At 67.7% G+C, this 22,432-nt stretch carries 22 protein-coding genes; 7 read left to right on the top strand and 15 right to left on the bottom strand.

Annotation, left to right across the window (positions count from 1 at the left end; genetic code table 11):
- Window positions 1–215: 215 nt before the first annotated feature.
- The 4 genes from alaS to B0E52_RS06115 form a co-directional block, all read right to left on the bottom strand.
- Window positions 216–2,858 carry an alanine--tRNA ligase gene (gene alaS / locus B0E52_RS06130; RefSeq protein ID WP_077482624.1) on the bottom strand — a complete coding sequence of 881 codons (2,643 nt, stop codon included), beginning with the start codon at window positions 2,856–2,858 and terminating at the stop codon, window positions 216–218.
- 47 nt (window positions 2,859–2,905) lie between these two features.
- Window positions 2,906–3,397, bottom strand: a complete 492-nt coding sequence (locus tag B0E52_RS06125; protein WP_077482622.1) for a regulatory protein RecX — start codon at window positions 3,395–3,397, stop codon at window positions 2,906–2,908.
- 64 nt (window positions 3,398–3,461) lie between these two features.
- The gene (recA, locus tag B0E52_RS06120) at window positions 3,462–4,499 is read right to left on the bottom strand and encodes a recombinase RecA (protein ID WP_077482619.1); all 1,038 of its coding nucleotides are present in this window, start codon (window positions 4,497–4,499) and stop codon (window positions 3,462–3,464) included.
- A 125-nt stretch (window positions 4,500–4,624) separates the two neighbouring features.
- Window positions 4,625–5,134 (bottom strand): CinA family protein, encoded by a 510-nt coding sequence (locus B0E52_RS06115; RefSeq protein WP_077482618.1) that lies wholly within the window; start codon window positions 5,132–5,134, stop codon window positions 4,625–4,627.
- Window positions 5,135–5,197: 63 nt separating this feature from the next.
- On the opposite strand from B0E52_RS06115, the gene mutS reads away from it, so the two are divergent.
- Window positions 5,198–7,774: a DNA mismatch repair protein MutS gene (mutS, locus tag B0E52_RS06110; RefSeq protein ID WP_077482616.1), complete on the top strand. Its 2,577-nt coding sequence runs from the start codon at window positions 5,198–5,200 to the stop codon at window positions 7,772–7,774.
- 100 nt (window positions 7,775–7,874) lie between these two features.
- On the opposite strand, the gene B0E52_RS06105 is transcribed toward mutS, so the two are convergent.
- The 4 genes from B0E52_RS06105 to B0E52_RS06090 all read right to left on the bottom strand — a co-directional run bounded on the left by B0E52_RS06105 (window position 7,875) and on the right by B0E52_RS06090 (window position 10,542).
- A complete protein-coding gene (locus tag B0E52_RS06105) occupies window positions 7,875–8,426 on the bottom strand; it encodes a hypothetical protein (protein ID WP_254426724.1) in 552 nt (183 codons plus the stop codon).
- 192 nt (window positions 8,427–8,618) lie between these two features.
- Window positions 8,619–9,227, bottom strand: a complete 609-nt coding sequence (locus B0E52_RS06100) for a response regulator (RefSeq protein ID WP_077482612.1) — start codon at window positions 9,225–9,227, stop codon at window positions 8,619–8,621.
- 79 nt (window positions 9,228–9,306) lie between these two features.
- Complete coding sequence (locus tag B0E52_RS06095) at window positions 9,307–9,885, bottom strand: dihydrofolate reductase family protein (RefSeq protein WP_077482611.1); 579 nt, start codon at window positions 9,883–9,885, stop codon at window positions 9,307–9,309.
- Window positions 9,886–9,906: 21 nt separating this feature from the next.
- Window positions 9,907–10,542, bottom strand: coding sequence for a glutathione S-transferase family protein (locus tag B0E52_RS06090; protein ID WP_077482609.1), 636 nt, complete (start codon window positions 10,540–10,542; stop codon window positions 9,907–9,909).
- A 108-nt stretch (window positions 10,543–10,650) separates the two neighbouring features.
- On the opposite strand from B0E52_RS06090, the gene B0E52_RS06085 reads away from it, so the two are divergent.
- Both B0E52_RS06085 and B0E52_RS06080 read left to right on the top strand, forming a co-directional pair.
- Entirely contained in the window at window positions 10,651–11,241 is a 591-nt protein-coding gene (locus tag B0E52_RS06085; RefSeq protein WP_077482607.1) for a TetR/AcrR family transcriptional regulator, read from the top strand.
- 177 nt (window positions 11,242–11,418) lie between these two features.
- Entirely contained in the window at window positions 11,419–12,867 is a 1,449-nt protein-coding gene (locus B0E52_RS06080) for a catalase (protein WP_077482605.1), read from the top strand.
- 73 nt (window positions 12,868–12,940) lie between these two features.
- On the opposite strand, the gene B0E52_RS06075 is transcribed toward B0E52_RS06080, so the two are convergent.
- The gene (locus tag B0E52_RS06075; RefSeq protein ID WP_077482603.1) at window positions 12,941–13,486 is read right to left on the bottom strand and encodes a response regulator; all 546 of its coding nucleotides are present in this window, start codon (window positions 13,484–13,486) and stop codon (window positions 12,941–12,943) included.
- 135 nt (window positions 13,487–13,621) lie between these two features.
- The gene (locus tag B0E52_RS06070; protein ID WP_077482601.1) at window positions 13,622–14,026 is read right to left on the bottom strand and encodes an RNA-binding S4 domain-containing protein; all 405 of its coding nucleotides are present in this window, start codon (window positions 14,024–14,026) and stop codon (window positions 13,622–13,624) included.
- Window positions 14,027–14,064: 38 nt separating this feature from the next.
- Between B0E52_RS06070 and B0E52_RS06065 the strand changes: the two genes are divergently transcribed.
- The gene (locus B0E52_RS06065) at window positions 14,065–14,340 is read left to right on the top strand and encodes a hypothetical protein (RefSeq protein ID WP_077482599.1); all 276 of its coding nucleotides are present in this window, start codon (window positions 14,065–14,067) and stop codon (window positions 14,338–14,340) included.
- Window positions 14,341–14,352: 12 nt separating this feature from the next.
- Here the strand turns inward: B0E52_RS06065 and B0E52_RS06060 are convergent, their stop codons facing one another.
- Window positions 14,353–15,255: an AEC family transporter gene (locus B0E52_RS06060; RefSeq protein WP_174575542.1), complete on the bottom strand. Its 903-nt coding sequence runs from the start codon at window positions 15,253–15,255 to the stop codon at window positions 14,353–14,355.
- A gap of 112 nt (window positions 15,256–15,367) precedes the next feature.
- Between B0E52_RS06060 and B0E52_RS06055 the strand changes: the two genes are divergently transcribed.
- From B0E52_RS06055 to B0E52_RS06045, 3 genes are all read left to right on the top strand, one after another.
- Window positions 15,368–15,688: a hypothetical protein gene (locus tag B0E52_RS06055; protein WP_077482709.1), complete on the top strand. Its 321-nt coding sequence runs from the start codon at window positions 15,368–15,370 to the stop codon at window positions 15,686–15,688.
- Window positions 15,689–15,794: 106 nt separating this feature from the next.
- On the top strand, window positions 15,795–16,454 hold the full coding sequence (locus tag B0E52_RS06050) for a DUF4124 domain-containing protein (protein WP_077482707.1): 660 nt from the start codon (window positions 15,795–15,797) through the stop codon (window positions 16,452–16,454).
- Between the two features lie 61 nt (window positions 16,455–16,515).
- The gene (locus B0E52_RS06045; RefSeq protein ID WP_077482596.1) at window positions 16,516–17,097 is read left to right on the top strand and encodes a hypothetical protein; all 582 of its coding nucleotides are present in this window, start codon (window positions 16,516–16,518) and stop codon (window positions 17,095–17,097) included.
- Between the two features lie 277 nt (window positions 17,098–17,374).
- On the opposite strand, the gene B0E52_RS06040 is transcribed toward B0E52_RS06045, so the two are convergent.
- From B0E52_RS06040 to B0E52_RS06025, 4 genes are all read right to left on the bottom strand, one after another.
- Window positions 17,375–19,012 (bottom strand): serine hydrolase, encoded by a 1,638-nt coding sequence (locus tag B0E52_RS06040; RefSeq protein ID WP_217316666.1) that lies wholly within the window; start codon window positions 19,010–19,012, stop codon window positions 17,375–17,377.
- Window positions 19,013–19,077: 65 nt separating this feature from the next.
- On the bottom strand, window positions 19,078–20,022 hold the full coding sequence (locus tag B0E52_RS06035; protein ID WP_077482594.1) for a MurR/RpiR family transcriptional regulator: 945 nt from the start codon (window positions 20,020–20,022) through the stop codon (window positions 19,078–19,080).
- Between the two features lie 10 nt (window positions 20,023–20,032).
- Complete coding sequence (locus B0E52_RS06030) at window positions 20,033–21,355, bottom strand: peptide MFS transporter (RefSeq protein WP_077482593.1); 1,323 nt, start codon at window positions 21,353–21,355, stop codon at window positions 20,033–20,035.
- Window positions 21,356–21,372: 17 nt separating this feature from the next.
- Window positions 21,373–22,419 (bottom strand): dipeptide epimerase, encoded by a 1,047-nt coding sequence (locus B0E52_RS06025; protein WP_077482591.1) that lies wholly within the window; start codon window positions 22,417–22,419, stop codon window positions 21,373–21,375.
- Window positions 22,420–22,432: the final 13 nt, after the last annotated feature.

Below are 22,432 nucleotides of genomic sequence, written 5' to 3'. Positions count from 1 at the left end.
AGATGGTGCCTCACCCCTGAGCGTCCATCACCGCGGTTCGACGATCGATCCGTCGAAGGCCCTACCGCCTTCCCGGCTCTCCATCCAGCTACCTGTCGCGACAACCGGTCGGCCGTGCGCAACAAGCGCCCATCGGTATTCGGGCGATACTAGCGAGCAACCATCACTGGTGCAATGCGCACAGGCATGACCTGTGGCAGGGGTTGTGGTTGACGTCAGGTTCGGGCCGACAGCTGGCCGGCTGCCCACGACGACAAGCCTGCCAGGATGGTCGGCAGCTCGGGCGCATCCACGCCGCCGCCCTGTGCCATGTCGGGTCGGCCGCCGCCCTTGCCATCGATCTGCTTCGCCACGTGCGCGACCACGTCGCCGGCCTTGATGCGGCCAAGCGCGCGGCCGTGCACGCCGGCGATCAGCGACACGCGACCGTCGGCCGCACCCGCCAGCAGGATCACGCAGTCGCCCAGTTGCTGCTTGAGCTGGTCCACGCTGTCGCGCAAGGCCTTGGCGTCCAACCCTTCCAGGCGCGCGGCGACCACCTTGATGCCGTCTACTTCGTGCGCGCTGCCGGCCAGTTCGGCAGTGGCGCTGCCGGCGGCTTTCGCGCGCAGCGATTCCAGTTCGCGCTCCAGCTTCTTCTGCTTGTCGAACAGCTGGCGCAGCTTGTCGATGGCGTCGTCGCCGCTGCTGGAAAGCAGCAGCGACAATTCGCCCAGACGACGTTCCTCGTCTTCCACGAAGGCCAGCGCGCCGGCGCCCGTGACCGCCTCGATGCGACGCACACCGGAGGCCACGCCCGACTCGGCGACGATCTTGAACAGGCCGATGTCGCCGGTGCGGCCCACGTGGGTGCCGCCGCAGAGCTCGGTGGAGAACTCGCCCATCTTCAGCACGCGCACCTCGTCGCCGTACTTCTCGCCGAACAGCGCCATCGCGCCGAAGGCGATGGCGTCGTCGTAGGTCATGTGGCGCACTTCGGCATCCGCGTTGCGGCGCACTTCGGCGTTGACCAGTGCCTCGACCTCGGCCAGCTCCTCGCGACTCACCGGCTTGTGGTGGGCGAAGTCGAAGCGCAGGCGCTCGGGCGCCACCAGCGAACCCTTCTGGGTGACGTGGGTGCCCAGCACCTTGCGCAGTGCGGCGTGCAGCAGGTGGGTGGCGGAGTGGTTCAGCACGATGGCCTGACGACGCGTGGCGTCGACCTGCGCATCCACCAAGTCGCCAGCCTTGAGCGGTTGCGCACCATGCCAAGTGCCGACATGGCCGAAGAACACGCCGCCCATCTTCAGCGTATCGGCCACGTCGAAGCGGCCCGCGCCGTTCGACAGCGTGCCGGTGTCGCCCACCTGCCCACCGGACTCCGCGTAGAACGGTGTGCGATCGAGGATCACGTAGCCCCGCTCGCCTTCGCCGAGTTGTTCCAACTGGCGACCGTCGCGCACGATGCCAAGCACCTTGCTGCCCTGCGCCGCGAGCGCTTCGTAGCCCAGGAAGACGGCGGGCGCGAGCTGGCTGGCCAGCTCGGCCGGCATCTGGCCTTTGGCCTCGAACTTGCCCGCGGCGCGGGCGCGTTCGCGCTGCTCGTTCATCGCCTGCTCGAAGCCGGCCATGTCCACCGCGAGGCCGCGCTCGCGCGCGATGTCGGCGGTGAGGTCGACCGGGAAACCATAGGTGTCGTAGAGGCGGAACGCGTCCGCGCCGGGGATGGTCTTGCCCGACTTCGCGGCCACTTCGTCGAACAGGCGCATGCCGTGTTCCAGCGTCTCGCCGAAGCGCTGTTCCTCGGTGCGCAACGCGTCTTCCACGAAGCCTTGCTTCTGCTTGAGCTCGGGATAGGCCTCGCCCATTTCCTCGACCAGCGGCTGCACCATCCTCCAGAAGAAGTCGCCGCGCACGCCCAGCATCCAGCCGTGGCGCAGGGCGCGGCGGATGATGCGGCGCAGCACGTAGCCGCGACCCTCGTTGGACGGCAGCACGCCGTCGACGATCAGGAACGAGCAGGCGCGCACGTGGTCGGCGATCACGCGCAGCGACTGGTTGGCGAGATCCTTCGTGCCGGTGAGCTCGGCCGCCACCTTGATGAGGTGCTGGAACAGGTCGATCTCGTAGTTGGAATGCACGTGCTGCAGCACGGCGGCAAGGCGCTCCAGGCCCATGCCGGTGTCCACGCAGGGCGCGGGCAGCGGCGACAGCGTGCCGTCGGGCGCACGGTCGAACTGCATGAACACCAGGTTCCAGATCTCGATGTAGCGGTCGCCGTCCTCGTCGGGCGAGCCGGGCGGCCCGCCGGCCACGTCGGCACCGTGGTCGTAGAAGATCTCGGTGCAGGGTCCGCAGGGGCCGGTGTCGGCCATCTGCCAGAAGTTGTCGGAAGCGAACGGCGCGCCCTTGTTGTCGCCTATGCGCACGATGCGCCCGGCCGGCACGCCTACCTGCTTGTGCCAGATGTCGTACGCCTCGTCGTCCGTGTGGTAGACGGTGACCCAGAGCTTCTCCTCCGGCAGCTTGAACACGCCGGTGAGCAGCTCCCATGCCCAGGCGATCGCCTCGCGCTTGAAGTAGTCGCCGAACGACCAGTTGCCCAGCATCTCGAAGAAGGTGTGGTGGCGCGCGGTGTAGCCGACGGCATCGAGGTCGTTGTGCTTGCCGCCCGCGCGCAGGCAGCGCTGCACATCGGCCGCGCGCACATAGGGCAGCTTCTCGCTGCCCAGGAACACGTTCTTGAACGGCACCATGCCCGAGTTGGTGAACAGCAGGGTCGGGTCGCTGGCCGGCACCAGCGAGGCGGACGGCACGATGGTGTGGCCTTTCGCGCGGAAGAAATCGAGGAAGGCGGAGCGGATGTCGGCGGTTTTCATGCGTTGGCGGCAATGTCCATGAGAGACACGCCGCGGCGCTGCCGCGATCAAGTTTCCTCGTCGGCCTCGTCCACTTCGGCGTGGGTTGCGTATCTTACCGTGGCGGCGGCAAAGCCGCGGCGCAGGAGGAATTGTGCCCGTTTGCCCTGCTCGGCGCGATCCGCGGCAGGTTTGCCGCCGTAGTGCCGGCGCAACTGGTTCAGCGCACTGGTGTTCCAGTCCACCTCGCACTCGTCCAGCAGCTGGCGGATCGCGGCGTCGGCCAGGCCGTGGGTCTTCAGCTCCATGCGGATGCGCGCCGGGCCGTAGCCCTGGGCGGCGCGATTGCGCAGCAGCATCCCGGCGAAGCGTTCGTCGTCCTGGTAGTGCTGCTCGCCAAGCCGGGCCAGCGCCGCGTCGGATTCGCCGCTGGCGTAACCGCCCTGGTCGAGTTTGCGGCGGAGTTCGCGCTTCGACTGCTCGCGACGTGCAAGCAAGCCCAACGCCTTGTCGTAGGCGCTGGGGCCGGGTTTGCCGGAGTCGCCGTCGCGGCGTTTCATGCAGTAGGCCTACCCCACCCCAACCCTCCCCTGCGCGCAGGGGAGGGAATGGAGCGGCGAGCGATCACGCCTCTTCCAGCGCTTCCTCGGACGCCGCGGTAGCCTTGCCGGCACCGCCCACCAGCAGGCGGGCGCGCAGCTCGGCGTCGATTTCGTTGGCGATGGCGGGGTTGTCGCGCAGGAACTGGCGCACGTTTTCCTTGCCTTGGCCGATGCGGTCGCCCTTGTAGCTGTACCAGGCACCGGACTTGTCGATCAGGTTCTGTGCCACGCCCAGCTCGATGATCTCGCCTTCGCGCGAGGTGCCCTCGCCGTAGAGGATCTCGAACTCGGCCTGGCGGAACGGCGGCGCCACTTTGTTCTTCACCACCTTGACGCGGGTTTCCGAACCGATGACTTCCTCGCCCTTCTTCACCGCGCCGATGCGGCGGATGTCCAGGCGCACCGATGCGTAGAACTTCAGCGCGTTGCCGCCGGTGGTGGTTTCCGGGCTGCCGAACATCACGCCGATCTTCATGCGGATCTGGTTGATGAAGATGACCAGGCAGTTCGATTTCTTGATGTTGGCGGTGAGCTTGCGCAGCGCCTGGCTCATCAGGCGGGCGTGCAGGCCGACGTGGGAATCGCCCATCTCGCCTTCGATTTCCGCCTTCGGGGTCAGCGCGGCGACCGAGTCAACCACCACCATGTCCACCGCACCGGAGCGCACCAGCATGTCGGCGATTTCCAGTGCCTGCTCGCCGGTGTCCGGCTGCGAGACCAGCAGGTCGTCGACGTTGACGCCGAGCTTTTCCGCATAGGTGGGATCGAGCGCGTGTTCGGCATCGACGAACGCGGCGGTACCACCGGCGCGCTGGCAGTTGGCGATCGCCTGCAAGGTCATGGTGGTCTTGCCGGACGACTCCGGGCCGTAGATCTCGACCACGCGGCCACGCGGCAGGCCGCCGACGCCGAGCGCGATGTCCAGCCCCAGCGAACCGGTGGAAACCGTCTCGATCGCCTCGTTGACGCGGTCGCCCATGCGCATCACGGCACCCTTGCCGAACTGCTTTTCGATCTGGCCGAGGGCGGAGGCGAGCGCCTTGCGCTTGTTGTCATCCATCGTCTTGGTTCCGGTTGGGCTGTGAATGGAGGGCATGATGCCCGGATCGCGTCTCACGGGCTGCGATCAGCGACGAACTCCGAGTATCCCACAGCGGTCAAGCCGGCCAGCCGGCTTGGGGCGCCTCATTCCGTCAGGGTTTTCCGCAGGCCGGCGAGGGCCGCCGCCACGGTCTGCCGGCGCACCGCGTCGCGGTCGCCGCCGAAATGGCACAGCAGCGCGTGGGCGTAGCCACCGCGGCGCTTCCAGCCGATCCACACCGTGCCCACGGGCTTGTCCGGCGTGCCGCCGGTGGGGCCGGCGATGCCGGTGACCGCCACCGCCACGCCCGCGCCGAAGCGGGCCAGCGCGCCGGAGACCATTTCCAGCACGGTCTCTTCGCTCACCGCGCCGGTGTGCTCCAGCGTGCGCGGATCCACCCCGAGCAGCGCCTGCTTCGCCTCGTAGCTGTAGGTGACCACGCCGGCGTCGAACCAGGCCGAACTGCCCGGCAGGTCGGTGAGCGTCTTGGCGATCCAGCCGCCGGTGCAGGATTCGGCCGTCACCAGCATCAGGCGCTGGCGCAGGCAGGACTCCGCCACGGCCTCGGCCTGCGCGCGCAGTTCGGCATCGGTAGGAACGGACGGCGGCACCATGCGAAACTCCAAGTCTTGAAGCGCGCACGTTAGCGCGCTCGCCGCCTCCAGCCAAACGCCCCGATGACCGCCGACGATCTCTCCCTGCACACCCCGCTGATGCGCCAGTACCTCGGCGCCAAGGCGACGCACCCGGACGTGCTGCTGTTCTTCCGCATGGGCGATTTCTACGAGCTGTTCTATGACGACGCGCGCAAGGCGGCGCGGCTGCTGGACATCACGCTGACCCAGCGCGGCCAGTCGGCAGGCGCGCCGATCCCGATGGCGGGCGTGCCCTACCACGCGGTGGAGAACTACCTGGCCAAGCTGGTGCGGCTCGGCGAGTCGGTGGCGATCTGCGAGCAGATCGGCGATCCGGCGCTGGCCAAGGGCATCGTCGAACGCAAGGTGGTGCGCGTGGTCACGCCGGGCACGGTGACCGACGCCGCGCTGCTGGAAGAGCGCCGCGACAACCTGCTGCTGGCGATCGGCGCCGGCGCGAAGGACGGCTACGGCCTCGCGTGGGTGGATCTCTCCAGCGGCCGTTTCCTGCTCAGCGAAGTGCCACATGCCGAGGCTCTGGCCGCGGAACTCGCGCGCCTGCAGCCCGCCGAAACCCTGGTGGACGAAAGCGTGGCGTGGCCGAAGCTGGTCGCCGCCCTGCCCGGCTTGCGCAAGCGGCCGCCGTGGCATTTCGAGAGCGACGCCGCGCGGCGCGAACTCAACCGTTTCTTCGGCACGCGCGACCTCGGCGGCTTCGGTGTGGACAAGCTGCCGCTGGCGATCGGTGCGGCCGGCTGCCTGCTCGGCTACGTCGAGGAAACCCAGAAGAGCGCGCTGCCGCACCTCAGCGGCATGGCGGTGGAAGCGGCCAGCGAAACCATCGCGCTGGACGCGGCCACCCGCCGCAACCTCGAACTCGACACGCACCCCAGCGGCCGCACCGAGCACACCTTGCTCGGCGTGCTGGACGAGACGGTGACGCCGATGGGCGCGCGCCTGTTGCGCCGCTGGCTGAACCGCCCGCTGCGTTCGCGCGACGTGCTGCGCGGCCGTCACCAGGCCATCGGCACGCTGATCGACAACCGCCGCCACGAAGCGCTGCGCGACACGCTGCGTGGCATCGGCGACCTGGAGCGCATCCTCGCCCGCGTGGCGCTGCGCTCGGCGCGGCCGCGCGACCTGTCCACGCTGCGTGACGGCTTGCTGGCGGCGCCGGAGTTGCGGGAACGCATCGGAAATCTGGACAGCCCGCTCCTGCACGCACTCGTCGAGCGCATCGGCGACCATGCCGACAACGCCGCCTTGCTCCAACGCGCCATCGTCGAACAACCACCCGTGCTGCAACGCGACGGCGGTGTCATCAACGACGGCTACGACGCCGAACTGGACGAACTGCGCCGCCTCTCCACCCACGCCGACCAGTACCTGGTGGAACTGGAGGAGCGCGAGAAAACCGCCAGCGGCATCCCCACGCTGAAAGTTGGCTACAACCGCGTGCACGGCTACTACATCGAAATCAGCAAGGCGCAGTCGGACAAGGCCCCCACGCACTACACGCGCCGGCAGACCACCAAGAACGCCGAGCGCTACATCACCGAGGAACTGAAGCAGTTCGAGGACAAGGTGCTGTCGGCGAAGGAACGCTCGCTGATGCGCGAGCGCGCGCTGTACGAGGCCTTGCTCGACACGCTCACCGAAAAACTGGAACCGCTGAAGCAGGCCGCCGCCGCGATCGCCGAACTGGACGTGCTGGCGACACTGGCCGAACGTGCCGAGAAGCTGGACTGGAGCGCGCCGGAACTCGCCGACGAAGCCGGCATCGCGATCGAACGCGGCCGCCATCCGGTGGTGGAAAAGGTGCGCGAGGAACCGTTCGAACCGAACGACCTCACCCTAGGCGACGACCGCCGCATGCTGGTGATCACCGGCCCGAACATGGGCGGCAAGAGCACCTACATGCGGCAGAACGCACTGATCGTGCTGCTCGCCCATATCGGCAGCTACGTGCCGGCGTCACGCGCGGTGATCGGCCCGGTCGACCGCATCTTCACCCGCATCGGCGCCGGCGACGACCTCTCGCGCGGCCAGTCCACCTTCATGGTGGAGATGAGCGAGACCGCGAACATCCTGCACAACGCTACCGCGCACAGCCTGGTGCTGATGGACGAGGTGGGCCGCGGCACGAGCACCTACGACGGCCTCGCGCTGGCGCGTGCCGCCGCGGTGCACCTGGCCACCGCCAGCCGCGCGTTCACCCTGTTCGCCACGCACTATTTCGAGCTGACCGAACTCGCCGGCGAATATTCCGGCATCGCCAACGTGCATCTGGACGCGGTCGAGTACGGCGAGCAACTGGTGTTCATGCACGCGGTGAAGGACGGTCCCGCCAACCGCAGCTTCGGCCTGCAGGTGGCCGCGCTGGCCGGCCTGCCGAAGGCCGTGATCGCCGACGCGCGGCGCACGCTGGCCGAACTGGAGCGCGGCATGCATGCCCACGCCAGCGCGCCGGCGCCCGCCGTCGATGCCTCGCCGCAACTGGGCCTGTTCGCGCCGCCCGCACCGTCGGCGGTGGAACACGCGCTGGACGCGGTCGATCCCGACGCGCTGAGCCCGCGCGAAGCGCTGGAGGCGCTGTACCGGTTGAAGTCGCTGCGCTGACGACTGCCTGGCGCGCCCAGCCTTCTGCCCGTGCCGCAATAAAAAAACCTCCTCGCGGGTACGAGGAGGTTTCCACGCATCCGATCGCTCGAGCGCCGGATCAGCGCACGCGCTGGCGATGGATCTGACGGCTGTCCCGGTTCAGGGACTTGTTGAGGTTGTGCTTTTCCTTCTTGGTGAGATGGCCATTGTGCTTCGCCTCGTCGGCACTCTCGCGCGCCGCGATATTGTTGTCGCGGGTTTCGTCGCGCGTGGTCTGCTTGGCATTGAGCTGGCCATTCTTCACGCCCGCCTGGATGCGGTCTTGCTGGTTTTCCAGGCGGTTGTTGACCTCGTTGACACGGGGATGCCCCGGGACGTCGGTCTGCGGTGCGGCCTGGGCCATCGCGGCACCCGAGGCGAACGCGGCGGACACCAGCAGAGCCATCAAGCTGTTGCGAAACGTCGTCTTTGCATTCATGAGCAGGAACCTCGTTCGATAGTTGGCGGACTGAATCTGTTCCGGAAGAAACCACACCCGTGCACGGCAGGCGGCCGCATCCGCGCATCCTGGCCAAAGGCCCGGCCATCCGCGCTGGAAATCTCGGAAACCCCTTTCTAGCGTCGATCCGGATCGTTGCTCGTCTGGCCGGCACGGGACGGAGAACGGCATGCCTGCGAATCCAGTTGACCGTTGCGATGACCGCAGCGACGACATCAGTTCAGCCCTGATTTAGGCGCGCGCCATCCCCCGGACGTACCCGAGCGCAATGCCGGCGGCCGGCTGAGCTCCGTCGCCCCGGATCGCGAGGAAAGGCCGTGATCGCCGGCGCATCGACGCCGCGCGAAGTACCGGCCCAAAGGTTTACGCCAAGGCGGACGGTGGCGGCTCGTCGGGCATTGGCGACGCCTCGTGCGCGACATGGGCCTCGTCCGGCATCGCGATATCGGGGATCGCATCCCATTCGGCCTGGCTCATCCCGCTCGGCGGCAGCGGCTGCTCGATCAAGGTGCGCGCCGGGAGGCGGCCGGCCAGCACCAGTTGCTGCACGCGCTCGAACACCTCGGCGCGGCCGAACGGCTTTTTCATGAAATCGTCGGCACCGTAACGCTGCACGTAGAACTGCTCGGTGGCCTGCACGTTGCCGCTGATCATCACGATGGGGATGCCATGCGTGGCCGGCTCGCGGCGCAGGGTACGCAGTACCTCGAAGCCGGACATGCCGGGCAGCACGATGTCGAGGAAGACCAGGTGCGGTGGCTCGCTGCGCGCCAGTTCGAGCGCGCTTTCGCCATCGGCGGCCTTGATGACCTCGTAGCCGTCCTGGCCCAGCATCTTGCCCAGCACGGCGCGTATCGTGGCCGAGTCGTCCACCACCAGCACCCGGGTGGCCACCGGCGCGCGCACACGCGGTTCGCTGTGGCGACGCTCGCCACCGCCCACCAGCCGCTTCAACAGTCCGAAACCGGCCATCCCCCTGCCCCTTCGCCGGCGAAGGCGCCCGCGCCGGCTCAGTTTCCGTGCCGGCGCGGGCGGACGCAAGCAGGGGGACTCAGGTTGCGGACGGCCGTGGCTGGTAACCGAGCAGCATGTTGCCGTTGCCGAAGCGCCGTGACTCGGCGAGACGCAGCTCCATGCCGTGCTCGACGCCGCCGAACAGCGGCTTGCCGCGCCGGCCCAGCACCACAGGGATAAGCGCCAGCTGGTACTCGTCGATCAGCCCGGTCGGTGCCAGCGCGGCCACCAGTTCACCGCTGCCGAGGATCACCAGGTCCGCGCCCGGGCTGCGCTTCAATTCCTGCAGGCGGGTGGCCGCGTCGCCCTGCAACACCGTGGTGTTGCTCCATGTGGCCTCCTGCAGCGTGCGGGAGCATACGTACTTCGGCAGTGCGTTCATCGCTTCGGCCACCCGCGGCTCGTTCTGTGCGGCCGCCGGCGTGGGCCACCAGGACGCCATCATCTGGTAGGTGCGGCGCCCGAACACCAGCTCGCCGCCGCTGCCGGCATTGCCGGCCACGAAGGCATCCCATTCCGCGTCGCGTTCGCGCCGGTGGGTCCAGTCGAAATCGCCGTCCGTGCTGGCATAGCAACCGTCGAGCGTCACCATCTCGAAGGCAATCAGTCTGCGCATGGCCTTGGCTCCCATGGGTGGTCAGGCGGCGGCGCCGGCGGCGGACGCCTGCGGGAACGGCTCGCGCCATGCCGGCAAGGCCTGCAATTGCCGATGCCAGCGCGCCAGGTGTTCGAAGCCGTCCAGTGGCAGCCGCGCCTCCTGCGCCCAGCCCAGCGGGGTGGATACCGCGAAATCCGCCACGCCCAACCGCTCGCCGACCAGCCATTCGTGATCGGCCAGGTGCGCGTCGAGGACGGCCGCGAACTGCCGGAAAAACTTGCCTGCCTCCGCTACCGCGGCCGCATCGGCTTCACCCATGCCCAGCCAGGGCTTGATCAGGTGCTCGAAATACAGCGCGCTGCCGTGCCGCGAGAAATGCGCCTGGTTCCACGACAGCCAGCGCAGCACCTCGACCTGCGATACAGGCGCGGACGGCCACAGGTCAGAACCGGCCCGGGTCGCCAGCTGCACCATGATCGCGTCGGCCTCCCACAGGTGCAGCGCGCCGTCGACCAGCAATGGCACCTTGCCGTTCGGATTCAATGCGAGGTACGGCGACTGGCGGTGCTCGCCGTGCGCCAGGTCGACGCGCACATACTCGACCGGCGACTGCAGGTATTTCGCCACCGCGCAGGCTTTGCGGGGATTGAAGGTCTCGGCGTAGTAGAGCTGCATGCGGGGTGCTCCTCGGAGATGGTGGAGCGCAGTCTGCGCCGCATCTACATATGTTCAAGAACATATTCAGCGTCGGCGCTACGCTTGACGAAATCAGAGGAGACCGCCATGCCGTACAGCGCCGAGCACAAGCAGCGGACCCGCGCGCACATCGTCGATTGCGCCCGCGTGCTGTTCAACCGCAAGGGCTTCGCCGAGGTCTCGATCGACGAGATCATGGCCAGCGCCGGGCTCACCCGCGGCGGCTTCTACAACCACTTCAAGACCAAGGAAGACCTGTACGTGGAGGCGGTGGCGGCCTACCGGGACTTCAACCCGCACGAGCGCTGGCCGCAGCTGGATTTCGATCCCGCGCGCCACGGCAGCGCGTTTGCCCGCCAGATGGTCGACGTCTATCTCTCGCAGGAACACCTGGACGACATCGAGGGCCACTGCCCGATGATCGCCCTGCCTTCCGACGTGGCGCGCGCCGGCGCCGGCGTGAAACGCGCTTACCACGGACTGCTCGAACGCATGGCCGGCATGCTCGCGCAAGGCGCCGAGGCATCGGCCGGCGCGGAGGCGGCGCGCCAGCGCGGGCTCGCGCTCGCCGCGCTGTGCGTGGGCGGCATGGTGCTGGCGCGCACCATCGAGGACGACGCCTTCCGCGAGGAGATCCGTGCGGCGGCACGCGCCACGGCGCATGAACTGATCGACTGAGCCAGCGCGCGCACCGTCATCACCTGTCGTCCACCGCGGGCATGGCATGCCTGTGCGTCGGCCATCGTTGCGGACGGTGCCCATAGCCGTGCGCTATCGGCCGCATCGGAACAAACGAATTCCGGCGATCGTCGCCGCCGCGTAGATTCGACTCGCCCACCACCATCGGAGCCCGTCATGGCCAAGCCCCGCAAGCCCCGCCTCACCACCGTCGCCGGCGCACCGGTGCCGGACAACCAGAACATCCTTACCGCCGGCCCGCGCGGCCCGGCCCTGCTGCAGGACGTGTGGCTACTGGAGAAACTGGCCCATTTCGACCGCGAGGTGATCCCCGAGCGGCGCATGCACGCCAAGGGCTCCGGCGCCTTCGGCACCTTCACCGTGACGAAGGACATCACGAAATACACCCGGGCGAAGATCTTCTCCAAGGTAGGCAAGCAGACCGAGCTGTTCGCCCGTTTCACCACCGTGGCCGGTGAGCGCGGCGCGGCCGACGCCGAGCGCGACATCCGCGGCTTCGCGCTGAAGTTCTACACCGAGGAAGGCAACTGGGACCTGGTCGGCAACAACACGCCGGTGTTCTTCTTCCGCGACCCGCTGAAATTCCCCGACTTGAACCATGCGGTGAAGCGCGACCCGCGCACCAATATGCGCAGCGCGCAGAACAACTGGGATTTCTGGACCTCGCTGCCCGAGGCGCTGCACCAGGTCACCATCGTGATGAGCGAACGCGGCATCCCCGCCAGCTACCGCCACATGCACGGCTTCGGCTCGCATACCTTCAGCTTCATCAACGCGAAGAACGAGCGCTACTGGGTGAAGTTCCACCACGTCTGCCAGCAGGGCATCAGGAACCTCACCGACGCGGAGGCCGAGAAGATCATCGGCAAGGACCGGGAATCGCACCAGCGCGACCTGTTCGAGGCGATCGAGCGCGGCGACTTCCCGAAGTGGAAGCTGTGCGTGCAGATCATGCCGGAGCAGGATGCCGCGAAGGTACCGTATCACCCGTTCGACCTCACCAAGGTGTGGCCGCACAAGGACTATCCGCTGATCGAAGTGGGCGTGTGGGAGTTGAACAGGAATCCGGAGAACTTCTTCGCCGACGTCGAGCAGAGCGCGTTCAACCCGGCCCAGGTCGTGCCCGGCATCGGCTTCTCGCCGGACAAGATGCTGCAGGCGCGGCTGTTCTCCTACGGCGATGCGCAGCGCTACCGGCTCGGCGTGAACCACCACCAGATCCCGGTGAACCGCCCGCGCTGCCCTTACCACAGCTTCCACCGCGACGGCGCGATGCGCGTGGACGGCAACCACGGCAGCACGCTGGCCTACGAGCCGAACAGCTACGGCGAATGGCAGGAGCAGCCGGATTTCCGCGAACCGCCGCTGTCGATCGAAGGCGCCGCCGACCACTGGAACCACCGCGTGGACGAGGACTACTACTCGCAACCCGGCGCGCTGTTCCGGCTGATGAGCGCGAAGCAGAAGAAGGCGCTGTTCGAGAACACCGCGCGCGCTATGCAAGGCGTGCCGGAGGAAATCCAGCGCCGCCACATCGGGCACTGCAGCAAGGCCGACAAGGCCTATGGCGAGGGCGTGGCCAAGGCGCTGGGACTCAAGCCCTGAGCCCGCAGGGGTGCCACAAGCCGACGGCCCGCTTTCGCGGGCCGTCGGCGTCGAAACAAGTTCTGGCGGCGGCTCAGGCTGCCATGCCGGTCATCAATTCGTGCACGGCTTCGACCACCGGCGCCACGGCCACTACCGGCGGCTCGACCGGGCGAGTGGCCAGCCGGCCTGCGCGTACCAGCGCCTCGATGCTGGCCTGTACCTCGGCGCGGCCGAACGGCTTCTTCAGGAAGTCGTCGGCGCCGTAACGCTGCACGTAGAACTGCTCGGTGGCCTGCGGGTTGCCGCTGATCATCACGATCGGGATATGCGCGGTGCGCGGGTCGTGGCGCAGCGCGCGCAGCACCGCGAAACCGTTGATGCCCGGCAGCACGATGTCGAGGAAGATCAGTTCGGGCAGCTCGGCCTTCGCCAGCTCCAGCGCCTGCTCGCCGTCGGCAGCCTTCTGCACCGCGTAGCTGTCCTGCTCCAGCATGCGGCCCAGCACCGCGCAGATCGTGGGCGAATCGTCCACCACCAGCATGCGCGTACCCAGCGGCGCCTGCCGCCGGCCATCCGGCCGCTGCGTCGACGCGTCGGCGCCGCCCAGCCACCGCTTGAAGAATCCCATGCCGTTCATCGCGAGGCTCCCCGAAGCCATCCCATCAAATTGAAAATCGCGGACTTGGCGCGACCCGTCGTTGCAGCGGATGGTGGGACAGAACCACGGCGCAATCTGCGATGCACTGCTCAGTGCCCGTGCGGAAGATGTCGATCACGTCTCATGCCGGTCCTTCAACCGGCGCAATTCCCGGCGCGCGTGCTTGTCCGGGCGTTGCCGCGGCGCCTGCACGCCGACCAGCCGGCGCTGTTCGCGCTGCGCCTCGCGCGCCAGCCGGCTGGCCTCGCTCTCGCGATACAGCGCCTGCGCCGCGCTGGCCGGACCGCGCTTGTCCGCCAGCGCCAGCACCTCGACCTCCAGCCGCTCCTCGCCCCGGCTGATCTTCAGCATGTCGCCCGCGTGCAGCAACTTCGCCGCCTTGCAGCCCCCACCGTTGACGTCGATCTTGCCGCTGGCTATCGCCTGCTTGGCGATGCTGCGGGTCTTAAAGAAGCGCGCGGCCCACAGCCACACGTCGGCGCGCACTTCGGTCGGAACATTGTCGTGCCGGTCGTTCATCACTGGCACTATCGCCGCGTCTCTCGTGGAGCTTCGTCATGGATTACGTCGTCATCCATCCCTGGTCATTCGGCATCGGCTTCTTCGGTTGCTTCATGGCCGGCTACGCGGCCGCGCGCTGGCTCTACCGCCGCGCCATCGATCGACCGTCGGAACTGCATCCGGAAATCAGCAACGCCGAGATCGAGGCCGAACTGCGCGCCGGGCATTACATCGAGGCGATCCGCCTCCATCGCCGCCGCGACGGCTCTGACCTCGTGCAGGCCCGGGCCGCAGTCGATGCCATGGCCCAACGCCTTGGCGTCAGGCGCTGAGAGCCTGCTCACTCACGCCCCCAGCAACCAGTTGCCCAGCGGCACCGTCAGCAACGACAGCACGATGCCCGCGCCGAGCACGGTGTTCGCCAGTTCCGGGTCCAACTCGTACTCGTCGGCGAGGATGGTGGCCGAGACCATCGGCGCCATCGCCGCCTGCAACACGCCGGCGACAAGCGTGAGCCCACCCACGCCGGTCGCCACGCCCAGCGCCCAGCACAACGCCGGCGCCAGCAGCAGTTTCCAGCCCAGTCCCCAGGCCACTGCGCTGTACTGATGCTCGCCACCCTGCAGGCGGAACTGCAGCCCCACCGAGAACAGTGCCAGCGGCGTCAGCGTGTCCCCCAGCGGCTTGAACACGCCGTCCAGCACGGCCGGCCAGCCGCCCAGCACGCCGGCGACGATGCCGACCACCAGCGCGAGGAAGGCCGGGAACGTGGCGATGCGTCGCGCGATGCGTCGCGGATCGGGATCGCGCCCTGCATACAGGCAGGCCACCACCACGCCCACCGAGGCCAGCAGCGGGAAGCAGCCGAGCTGATCGGCCACCACCGCCAGCGTCAGCCCCGCCTGCCCGTGTAGCGCCTGCAGCAGCGGATAGCCCATGAACGAGGTGTTGCCCAGCCCACACACCAGGACCAGCGCGCCGATGCGCCCGCGCGACCAGCCCAGCCGAGGCCCGATCCACGCGAACAGCAGCCAGGCGCCGAAGAAGGTGAGCCACATCGCCGCCACCAGGAACCACAGCGACGCGTCGAGCTTCAGCTGCGGAATCAGCTCCAGCACCAGCGCCGGCAGCGCGATGTTGAGCACCCACCAGTTCAGCCCGTGCACGATGCCGGCCGGCGGCTGCGCGAACCGGCGCACCAGCACGCCCAGCACCAGACAGACGAACAGCAGCAGCAACGCACTCATTGCGGACATTTCGCAGGGGACCAGCGCCGCATTAGACGCGATCCGGCCGGCAGTCGGAAGGAGACGCCGCCGGCATGCGAGAATGGCCAAGACCCCGAACCGCGCGAGCACCATGAGTTCCAAGCCTTACGATTTCCGCCAGTTCCAGGCCGAGCTCGCCGCGCTCGATCAGGGCAGCCCCGAACCGAAGCAGGAACCGAAGCCTGCGCCGAAGCCCGCACCGAAATCCAAGCCGCTTGGCAAGAAGGCCGCCGAAGCCGAACGCCTCGCCCGCGTCCGTGCTGAATTCCTCGCCCTGCGCGACCGCCACAACCTCAGCGTCGCCGACGTGGTGGCGTTCTTTCCCGAGGAGGAAGGCATCGCCTATCTGCAGCAATTGCTGGCGACAGCGGAGCAGAAGCCGCGGCGACGGAAGAAGCCCCCCTCGACCTGACCTGCGGCAGCCGGCGCGATCCCGCCGCCGCGTGCCGGAACCACCGAACCGACCAGGCATCCCCCGGTCACGCCCGGACAACATCCGCGCGATGCAGAATGGCGGCATGAGCCGCCTTCCCGCCCTCGCATCCGCGCTGCTTGCGCTGCTGGCCATGGCGCCCATCGACGCTGGCGCACAGGACATCTACAAGTGCATGCAGGGCGGGCAAGTCGCCTACACCGACCGTCCTTGCCCCGCCGGCAAGGGCGAGCTGCTGCACCAGGCTGACGCCACCGAAACCATCGACTACTACCTGCGCCTGGGCCAGGACCAGCTTGCCGAGACCTGGGCCAAGGCCCACCGCCTCGACGCGCTCTATCGCCAGCGCCTTGCCATCCACCAGGCCGCGGAGGACGCCCGCGCCGAGCAGGCCAGGCAGGCGGCCGAGGTCGCGCAGCAGCAGGCCGAACAAGCCCGCGCGCAAGCCCAACAGATCGCCGCGCTGCAGGCGCAGGCCGAGCAGGCCACCGAGCGTGAGCAACTGCAAGCCGAGAACGACGCGCTGCGCGAGCAGAATGCGACCTATCAGGCCGAATTGAGCCAGCCGACCTACCTGATCCCGCCCTACGGCTGGGCCGGATCGCGCCCATACCCGCCGTTCCATCCACCGCGCTCCGACCACCACGAGCCCGGCCAGCCGCATGCGCACCAGCCGCCGCCGGTGCGCGATCAACCACGGGTGAAGAACTGCACGACACTGGCGGGCGGGCGCGTGCAATGCTGAATTGACAAACCCATCGGTATGGGCGTATGGGGTGAGTACCCCCACACGCAAGGAGAGCATCATGCGCACCCCATTTCTTGCCGTCGCCGCCATGGCAGTCCTGGGCAGCACGGGTGCCATTGCCGACGATACGATGTCGCTCAACCAGTTCCCCCACAGGGTCGAGCCGGTGCTGGTGCAGGTGAACGCCCAGGGCAGGGTCACCAGCGCTTCGCCGGCCTACCAGCTCACGCCCAAGCTCCGCCGCCTGCTGCGCGCGAACCTGGACGGAATGATCCGCAAGCCTGCCGTCGACAAGCACGGCAAGCCGATACCCAGCCAGTTCATCATGAACATGGCCGTACGCACCGAGCCACGCACCGACGGCAACTACGATGCCTGGTTCGCCTACGTCTCGACCAAGCCGGTGCCGCCGGGCTCCTGGTATTGGGTGCACCTCGACGGCGACCGTCTCGCGCTGGCCAGCCAGGGCATGCGCTTCCGTGGCATGCGCCCGTCCCTGCCGGTCCAGCACTATTACCAGGACGGTTACAGGGCAACTTACAAGGGGGGCAGCCAGCCGGTACCGGCCGTGGCGCCGGCACCTGCGGTGCAAAGCATGCCTAGCAATGCACCGTCCAATCCGCCACCCCGCACCCGATAAACCCCGGTGCATGAATCAAAGGCCCGTCGCGAGCGACGGGCCTTTGCTTTTCAAGGCTTGTCGACGCGCGTCTCAGGCACCCAGCAGTGCTCGGTTCATCCGCTGCACGCGCGCTGCAGCAGAACCCGTCAGTCCAGGCTGGCACCCATTGGCAAGACCAGGATCACCACGCCGCCAGTTCCTGCGCGAGAAACGGCACGCCAGCGGCACGCCGTGCGTGCGCAGGCGATCTTCGCGCCTGATGCGATCCATGCCCCGGCGATACCACCAAGGCTGGCTAGTGCGTGGCCACCGGAACGAAGCGAAGGTCCTGGTAATCCCAGCTGAAATCGGCCACCGGCGAGATCGCCTGCATCGTCATCCGGTCGATGCTGCCGTCGGGTCTGAGCGCGAAGGTGACGTAGGCATCCTCCACATCGGGCATCGCCCAGTGCGTGCGGAAGGTGTCGTATTGCACATGCTCCAGCGTGCCGTGCATGCCGGGCGAACGATCGAAGCCGATGTCCAGCGTGCCACCGCGAGCCTTGTCCTGGCTGATCGTGGCGGTGCCGTACCACGGATCGCGGTAGACGCCCGCGTACCCGGACAACGGCAACGACGGACCGCGCTGCGGATGCATGCTCGCGCCATGCTTGCGCACCGCCTCGGCGGCGCCGGCGTGGATGTCGTCGAACATCTGCTTGTAGCCGGCGATCCAGTCCGGCGAAGGCAGACCCAGCAAGGTATCGAGCAAATGCTCGCGCATCGCGAACAAGGCGCCGATGTCCTCGGAGTTGAGCATGATGGCGAAGGCCGCATGCTTTTCCGGAATGATCACCACCGCCGACACGCCGCCCAGCACGCCGCCGAGATGGGTGATGATCTTGTGGCCGCGATAGTCCTGCACTTCAAGGCCCAGCGCGTAGGCATCGAATTGCGGCTGCGCCAGTGCGACTTCGGGCGGCATCGGTGAAATCGGGATCAGCGTTTGCGGCGTCCACAGCATCTGCGCCGACGCCGCGCTGAACAGCCGCTTGCCGCCGTCCAGCCGTCCGCGGTCCAGTTGCAGCCGCAGCCAGCGACCCATGTCAGCCGCGCTGACTCGCAACGCACCGGCCGGCGCGAACACGCTGCCGGTCATCACCGTGGCGAGCACCGACTGCTTGCCGACGCCGCGCACCGGCGTGGTGTTCTTCGCATGCAGCGCCACCTCGTCGGCGGTGTGCGCGTCGATGCTGGTCCGCGTATCGCGCATCTGCAGCGGACCGAGAATGTGCTGCTGCACGAAGTCCTCCCAGCGCTGGCCGGAGACGGCCTCGATCAGCTGCCCCGCCACGATATACAGCACGTTGTCGTAGTCGTAGCCACCGCGGAACGAATGCGCGGGCTTCAGGTAGCGGATGTCGTGCACCAGTTCCGCGCGGGTGCGGCTGGTGGTCGGGAACATCATCAGGTCGCCTTCGCCCAGGCCCAGCCCGCTGCGATGCACGAGCAGGTCGGTGACGGTCATCTCGCTGGACGCGTAGGCGTCGTACATGCGAAATCCCGGCAGCTTGTCCGCCACACGATCGTCCCAGTGCAGCTTGCCTTCATCGACCAGGATCGCCAGCGCCGCGGTCGTGAACGCCTTGGTGTTGGAGCCGATCGGGAAGATGGTGTGCGCATCCACCCTGGCACTAGCGCCCAGCTTGCGCACGCCCCAGGCATGGGTGGCGGTCTTGTCGCCATCGACGATTACCGCCGCCATGCCCGGCGTGCCGAATGTCTGCATGACCTTGGTAGCGTAGGCATCCAGTGCCGGCGGAGATACGGCGCGGGCCGGCGTTGCCTGGCCGATGCGCAAGGACAGCAGCATGACCAGTGTGAGCACGACCGTGGTGCGCCAGCGGATTGGGCCGGCATGCGGCAGGCCAGGCTTGCGGAATCGATGGATCATCGGTGTGTCCTGTTCGATGGCGTTGCCCGCTGCCGACGGCCGCGCCGTCGGCACAGCGGATGCCGTCAGGTTCCGGGTTTGCTGCGGCGCTTGCCCGGCGTGCCGCTCGTCTTGGCAGCGACCGCTTGCGGCCCTTTCATGGATGAAGCCGCCTTCCGCCTGTCGACAACGGGCGGCGCCTCGACATAGCCCACCAGTTTCTGGCGCAGCTGCGTGATGTCGCCGATGCGATCGAACATGTCGCCCTGCGTGCGCGTGACCGCGCCGATCAGCAGGCTCAGCAAGCTCATGGCGGCGGTGAAGTTGTGCCACGGCCGCTCCATCTCGGCCGGCAGCATCAGCACCTTGTCGGTGAGCTGGCGCGCCCAGTAGCACTGACTGTCGGTGATGATGGCCAGCGGGATGCCGCGCGCCGCGCACTCTTCGGCCAGAATGCGGAAGTGCCGCGAATAGCGCCGGAAATCGATCAGCAATACGCAACTCTTTCCGGTGGAATCGAGCAGCAGGTCGGTATAGGCGCCATCCAGACCTTCATCGAAGCGCGTGCGCGGCTTGACGTGCTGCATCAGGCTGGCAAACCCCAGCCCGAGAAAACGGCCCTGGTGAAAACTGGCGACCGAGACGCGATCGGCGTCCACCAGCAGCTTGACCACCGCGTTCCACTCCGGCGTGCGGGTCAACGCGTGCGCCGTCGTGATGCCGCGGATCTCGGCTTTCAGGCTTTCGGACATCGTCGCGGGATCGCCCGCCACGTCCGGGTTCCGGTACAACTGCAGCCACGGCGCATCGCCGCGCAGCTCCGCTTTCAACTCATTGAAGCCGGCGTAGCCGAGGTTGCGCAGGAAACGCCCCACCGTCATCGCACTGACGCCTACGCGCTGACCCAGCGACGCGGCGGTCTCGAACGGGATGCCGCCGGGGTTCTGCAACAGGCAGGTGGCGATTTTCTGCTCGGACGGGGTGAACGTGTCCCAGCGGCTCTTCAGCTTGTTCTGCAGGTCTTTGATCATCGGCGCAAGCTCATCGGGCCGGCACCGCGGTGCCGTCGATTTCTCCCTGTTGTCCCACGCCGCGATGGCGCCGGCTGAGCATATACAAAAGCACGGCGGACAAGCCCGAAACCGCGCCGATCAGCACGAAGAACAGACCGTGGTTCATCTGGCTCCACAAGGTGCCCAGTGCACCGGCCAGCAGGTTGCCGAAGAAACCGGCGAAGAACCAGGTGGCGATGCTGGTGGCGCGAAAGCCTTCCGGGGCCATGCGCCCGAACAGCGCCAGGCCCACCGGCAAGATGTACAACTCGCCGATGGTGAATACCACGAACCAGACGAACAGCCACACCCAACTGGCGCGCACGCCATGCGCCTCGCTCCAGGCCGCCACCATGCCCAAGGCCACGTACGATGCGCCGACGATCGTTGCGCCGAATGCCATGCGCGCCAGCAACGGCGTATCCACGCCTCGCTTCGCCAGTCGCGTCCAGCGTGCCACGAGGACGGGCGTGAAGATGAACACCGCCAGCGAGTTGATCGACTGGAACCAGGTCATCGGTATCGCCCAGCCCGATGCCAGTTGCCGGTCGATGCCGGTATCGGCCCACAGCGCGATGGTATTGCCGTTCTGCTCGTAGGCGCCGCGAAAAATCACCACGATTGCGGCGATCCCGATCAGCAACGCGAAGCGGTCGCGCGCTGCCCGGTCCATCGGTGGGCGTGCCGCGCGCGCCTCGGCGCCACGCGCCGGCTCCCGCGGCAGATGGCGGCGTCCGGCGAGGTAGATCACCAGCGACAGCAGCATGCCGATGCCTGCCGCGGTGAACCCCCAGTGCCAGCCATAGGCTTCGCCCAGGGTGCCGCACACCAGCGGCGCCAGGAAACCGCCCAGGTTCACGCCCACGTAATAGATGCTGTAAGCGCTCTTGCTGCGTGCGTCGCCGTGGCGATACAGGCCTTCGATCTGGCTGGCGAGGCTGGGCAGGAACAGGCCGTTGCCCAGCGCGATCATGCACAGCGCCGGATAGAACAGCGCCTCGTACGACATCATGAAATGGCCGAGCGCCATCGTCGCGCCGCCGATCACCACCGCGCGGTCCTTGCCCAGCCAGCGGTCGGCCAGCATGCCGCCGAACACCGGCGTGAAGTAGACGAAGGCCGCGTACGTGCCATACACCAGCGAGGCGTACTCCTGGCCGAAGTCCAGGTGCATGGTCATGTAATAGACCAGGATCGCGCGCATGCCGAAGAAGGAGAACATCTCCCACATTTCGGTGAGGAACAGGATGGTCAGGCCGCGCGGATGGCCGAACCAGCTCTTCTCGTTGGACGGGGGCACGGCCAAGGGCATCACGTGGACGGTTCTCCTCAGTGACCGCTCATGTCCGGCCAGGCCGGCACGGCCGCCGCGCCGCCCCAGAGTGCCTCGGAACACCAGATGGCGCCATCCTCGTACACCACCGACGGCGAGTAATCGATCAGCAGGCCGAGCGGGCCGTCGAGATCCACCACGTCGCACAGCTGGCCCACCACGAAGGCGGGCCCCATCGCCAGCGACGAGCCGCCCATGTTGCCGACCATCAACCCGAAGCCCAGCCTGCGCGCTTCCTTGGCCATGGCCAGCGCCTCGGTCAGCCCGCCACACTTGTCCAACTTGATGTTGATCACGTCGACGCGGCCCACCAACTTGGGCAGGTCGCCGCGATCCTGCACGCTTTCGTCCGCGGCGATGCGGATCGGCCGCTCAAGGCCGTCCAGCCACGCTTCGTTGCCCACCGGGAACGGTTGCTCGACCACATCCACCCGCGCCTCCACCAGCGTGGGCAACAGGCGCGCGAACGACTCGCGCGTGAAACCCTGGTTGGCATCGACCATCAGCCACGCATCCGGACGGGCCTTGCGCACGGCCAGCACGCGCTCGGCATTGCGGTCGTCACCGGTGAGTTTGAGCTTGATCGCCCTCGCCTGCGCATAGGCCTCGGCGCGATGGGCCATCGCGGCCGGCTCCTCCGCGCTCAGCGTGTAGGTGGTGCGCAGCGACCTCGGCGCCGCCTGCCCGGCGAGCTCCCAGACGGGCTTGCCGGCACGCTTGGCTTCGAGGTCCCACAAGGCGCAGTCCAGTGCGTTGCGCGCGCCGCCTGCCGGCAGCAGCGCCTGCAGCTCTGCGCGAGTGATGCCTGCCTCGATCCGCACGCGCATCGCCTCGACCTGCGCCAGCATCGAGGTCGAGGTGTCCTGATGGTAGTAGACACCCTGCGCCTCGCTGAGTCCCACCCGGCCCTGCTCGTCGATCAGTTCGACGATCAGCGCATCGAACGCGGTAAAGGTGTAACCGGTGATGTGGAACGGTGCCTCGATCGCCCAGCGCTTGGGCGTCGCCCGCAGGCGCAGCCGCCCGCCGTCGTGGATAGTCATGCGTGCCTTCCCG

Origin of the sequence: Rhodanobacter sp. C06 (assembly GCF_002001105.1) — a bacterium.
In the GTDB taxonomy this organism is placed as follows: domain Bacteria; phylum Pseudomonadota; class Gammaproteobacteria; order Xanthomonadales; family Rhodanobacteraceae; genus Rhodanobacter_A.
The sequence above is the reverse complement of the archived record's forward strand: the minus strand, read 5'-3'. Positions and strand labels throughout refer to the sequence as shown.

Coding starts and splice junctions, on each gene's coding strand:
- alaS (WP_077482624.1), bottom strand. CDS start 2,858: ATGAAAACCGCCGACATCCGCTCCGCCTTCCTCGATTTCTTCCGCGCG.
- B0E52_RS06125 (WP_077482622.1), bottom strand. CDS start 3,397: ATGAAACGCCGCGACGGCGACTCCGGCAAACCCGGCCCCAGCGCCTAC.
- recA (WP_077482619.1), bottom strand. CDS start 4,499: ATGGATGACAACAAGCGCAAGGCGCTCGCCTCCGCCCTCGGCCAGATC.
- B0E52_RS06115 (WP_077482618.1), bottom strand. CDS start 5,134: ATGGTGCCGCCGTCCGTTCCTACCGATGCCGAACTGCGCGCGCAGGCC.
- mutS (WP_077482616.1), top strand. CDS start 5,198: ATGACCGCCGACGATCTCTCCCTGCACACCCCGCTGATGCGCCAGTAC.
- B0E52_RS06105 (WP_254426724.1), bottom strand. CDS start 8,426: ATGCCGTTCTCCGTCCCGTGCCGGCCAGACGAGCAACGATCCGGATCG.
- B0E52_RS06100 (WP_077482612.1), bottom strand. CDS start 9,227: ATGGCCGGTTTCGGACTGTTGAAGCGGCTGGTGGGCGGTGGCGAGCGT.
- B0E52_RS06095 (WP_077482611.1), bottom strand. CDS start 9,885: ATGCGCAGACTGATTGCCTTCGAGATGGTGACGCTCGACGGTTGCTAT.
- B0E52_RS06090 (WP_077482609.1), bottom strand. CDS start 10,542: ATGCAGCTCTACTACGCCGAGACCTTCAATCCCCGCAAAGCCTGCGCG.
- B0E52_RS06085 (WP_077482607.1), top strand. CDS start 10,651: ATGCCGTACAGCGCCGAGCACAAGCAGCGGACCCGCGCGCACATCGTC.
- B0E52_RS06080 (WP_077482605.1), top strand. CDS start 11,419: ATGGCCAAGCCCCGCAAGCCCCGCCTCACCACCGTCGCCGGCGCACCG.
- B0E52_RS06075 (WP_077482603.1), bottom strand. CDS start 13,486: ATGAACGGCATGGGATTCTTCAAGCGGTGGCTGGGCGGCGCCGACGCG.
- B0E52_RS06070 (WP_077482601.1), bottom strand. CDS start 14,026: ATGAACGACCGGCACGACAATGTTCCGACCGAAGTGCGCGCCGACGTG.
- B0E52_RS06065 (WP_077482599.1), top strand. CDS start 14,065: ATGGATTACGTCGTCATCCATCCCTGGTCATTCGGCATCGGCTTCTTC.
- B0E52_RS06060 (WP_174575542.1), bottom strand. CDS start 15,255: ATGAGTGCGTTGCTGCTGCTGTTCGTCTGTCTGGTGCTGGGCGTGCTG.
- B0E52_RS06055 (WP_077482709.1), top strand. CDS start 15,368: ATGAGTTCCAAGCCTTACGATTTCCGCCAGTTCCAGGCCGAGCTCGCC.
- B0E52_RS06050 (WP_077482707.1), top strand. CDS start 15,795: ATGAGCCGCCTTCCCGCCCTCGCATCCGCGCTGCTTGCGCTGCTGGCC.
- B0E52_RS06045 (WP_077482596.1), top strand. CDS start 16,516: ATGCGCACCCCATTTCTTGCCGTCGCCGCCATGGCAGTCCTGGGCAGC.
- B0E52_RS06040 (WP_217316666.1), bottom strand. CDS start 19,012: ATGATCCATCGATTCCGCAAGCCTGGCCTGCCGCATGCCGGCCCAATC.
- B0E52_RS06035 (WP_077482594.1), bottom strand. CDS start 20,022: ATGATCAAAGACCTGCAGAACAAGCTGAAGAGCCGCTGGGACACGTTC.
- B0E52_RS06030 (WP_077482593.1), bottom strand. CDS start 21,355: ATGCCCTTGGCCGTGCCCCCGTCCAACGAGAAGAGCTGGTTCGGCCAT.
- B0E52_RS06025 (WP_077482591.1), bottom strand. CDS start 22,419: ATGACTATCCACGACGGCGGGCGGCTGCGCCTGCGGGCGACGCCCAAG.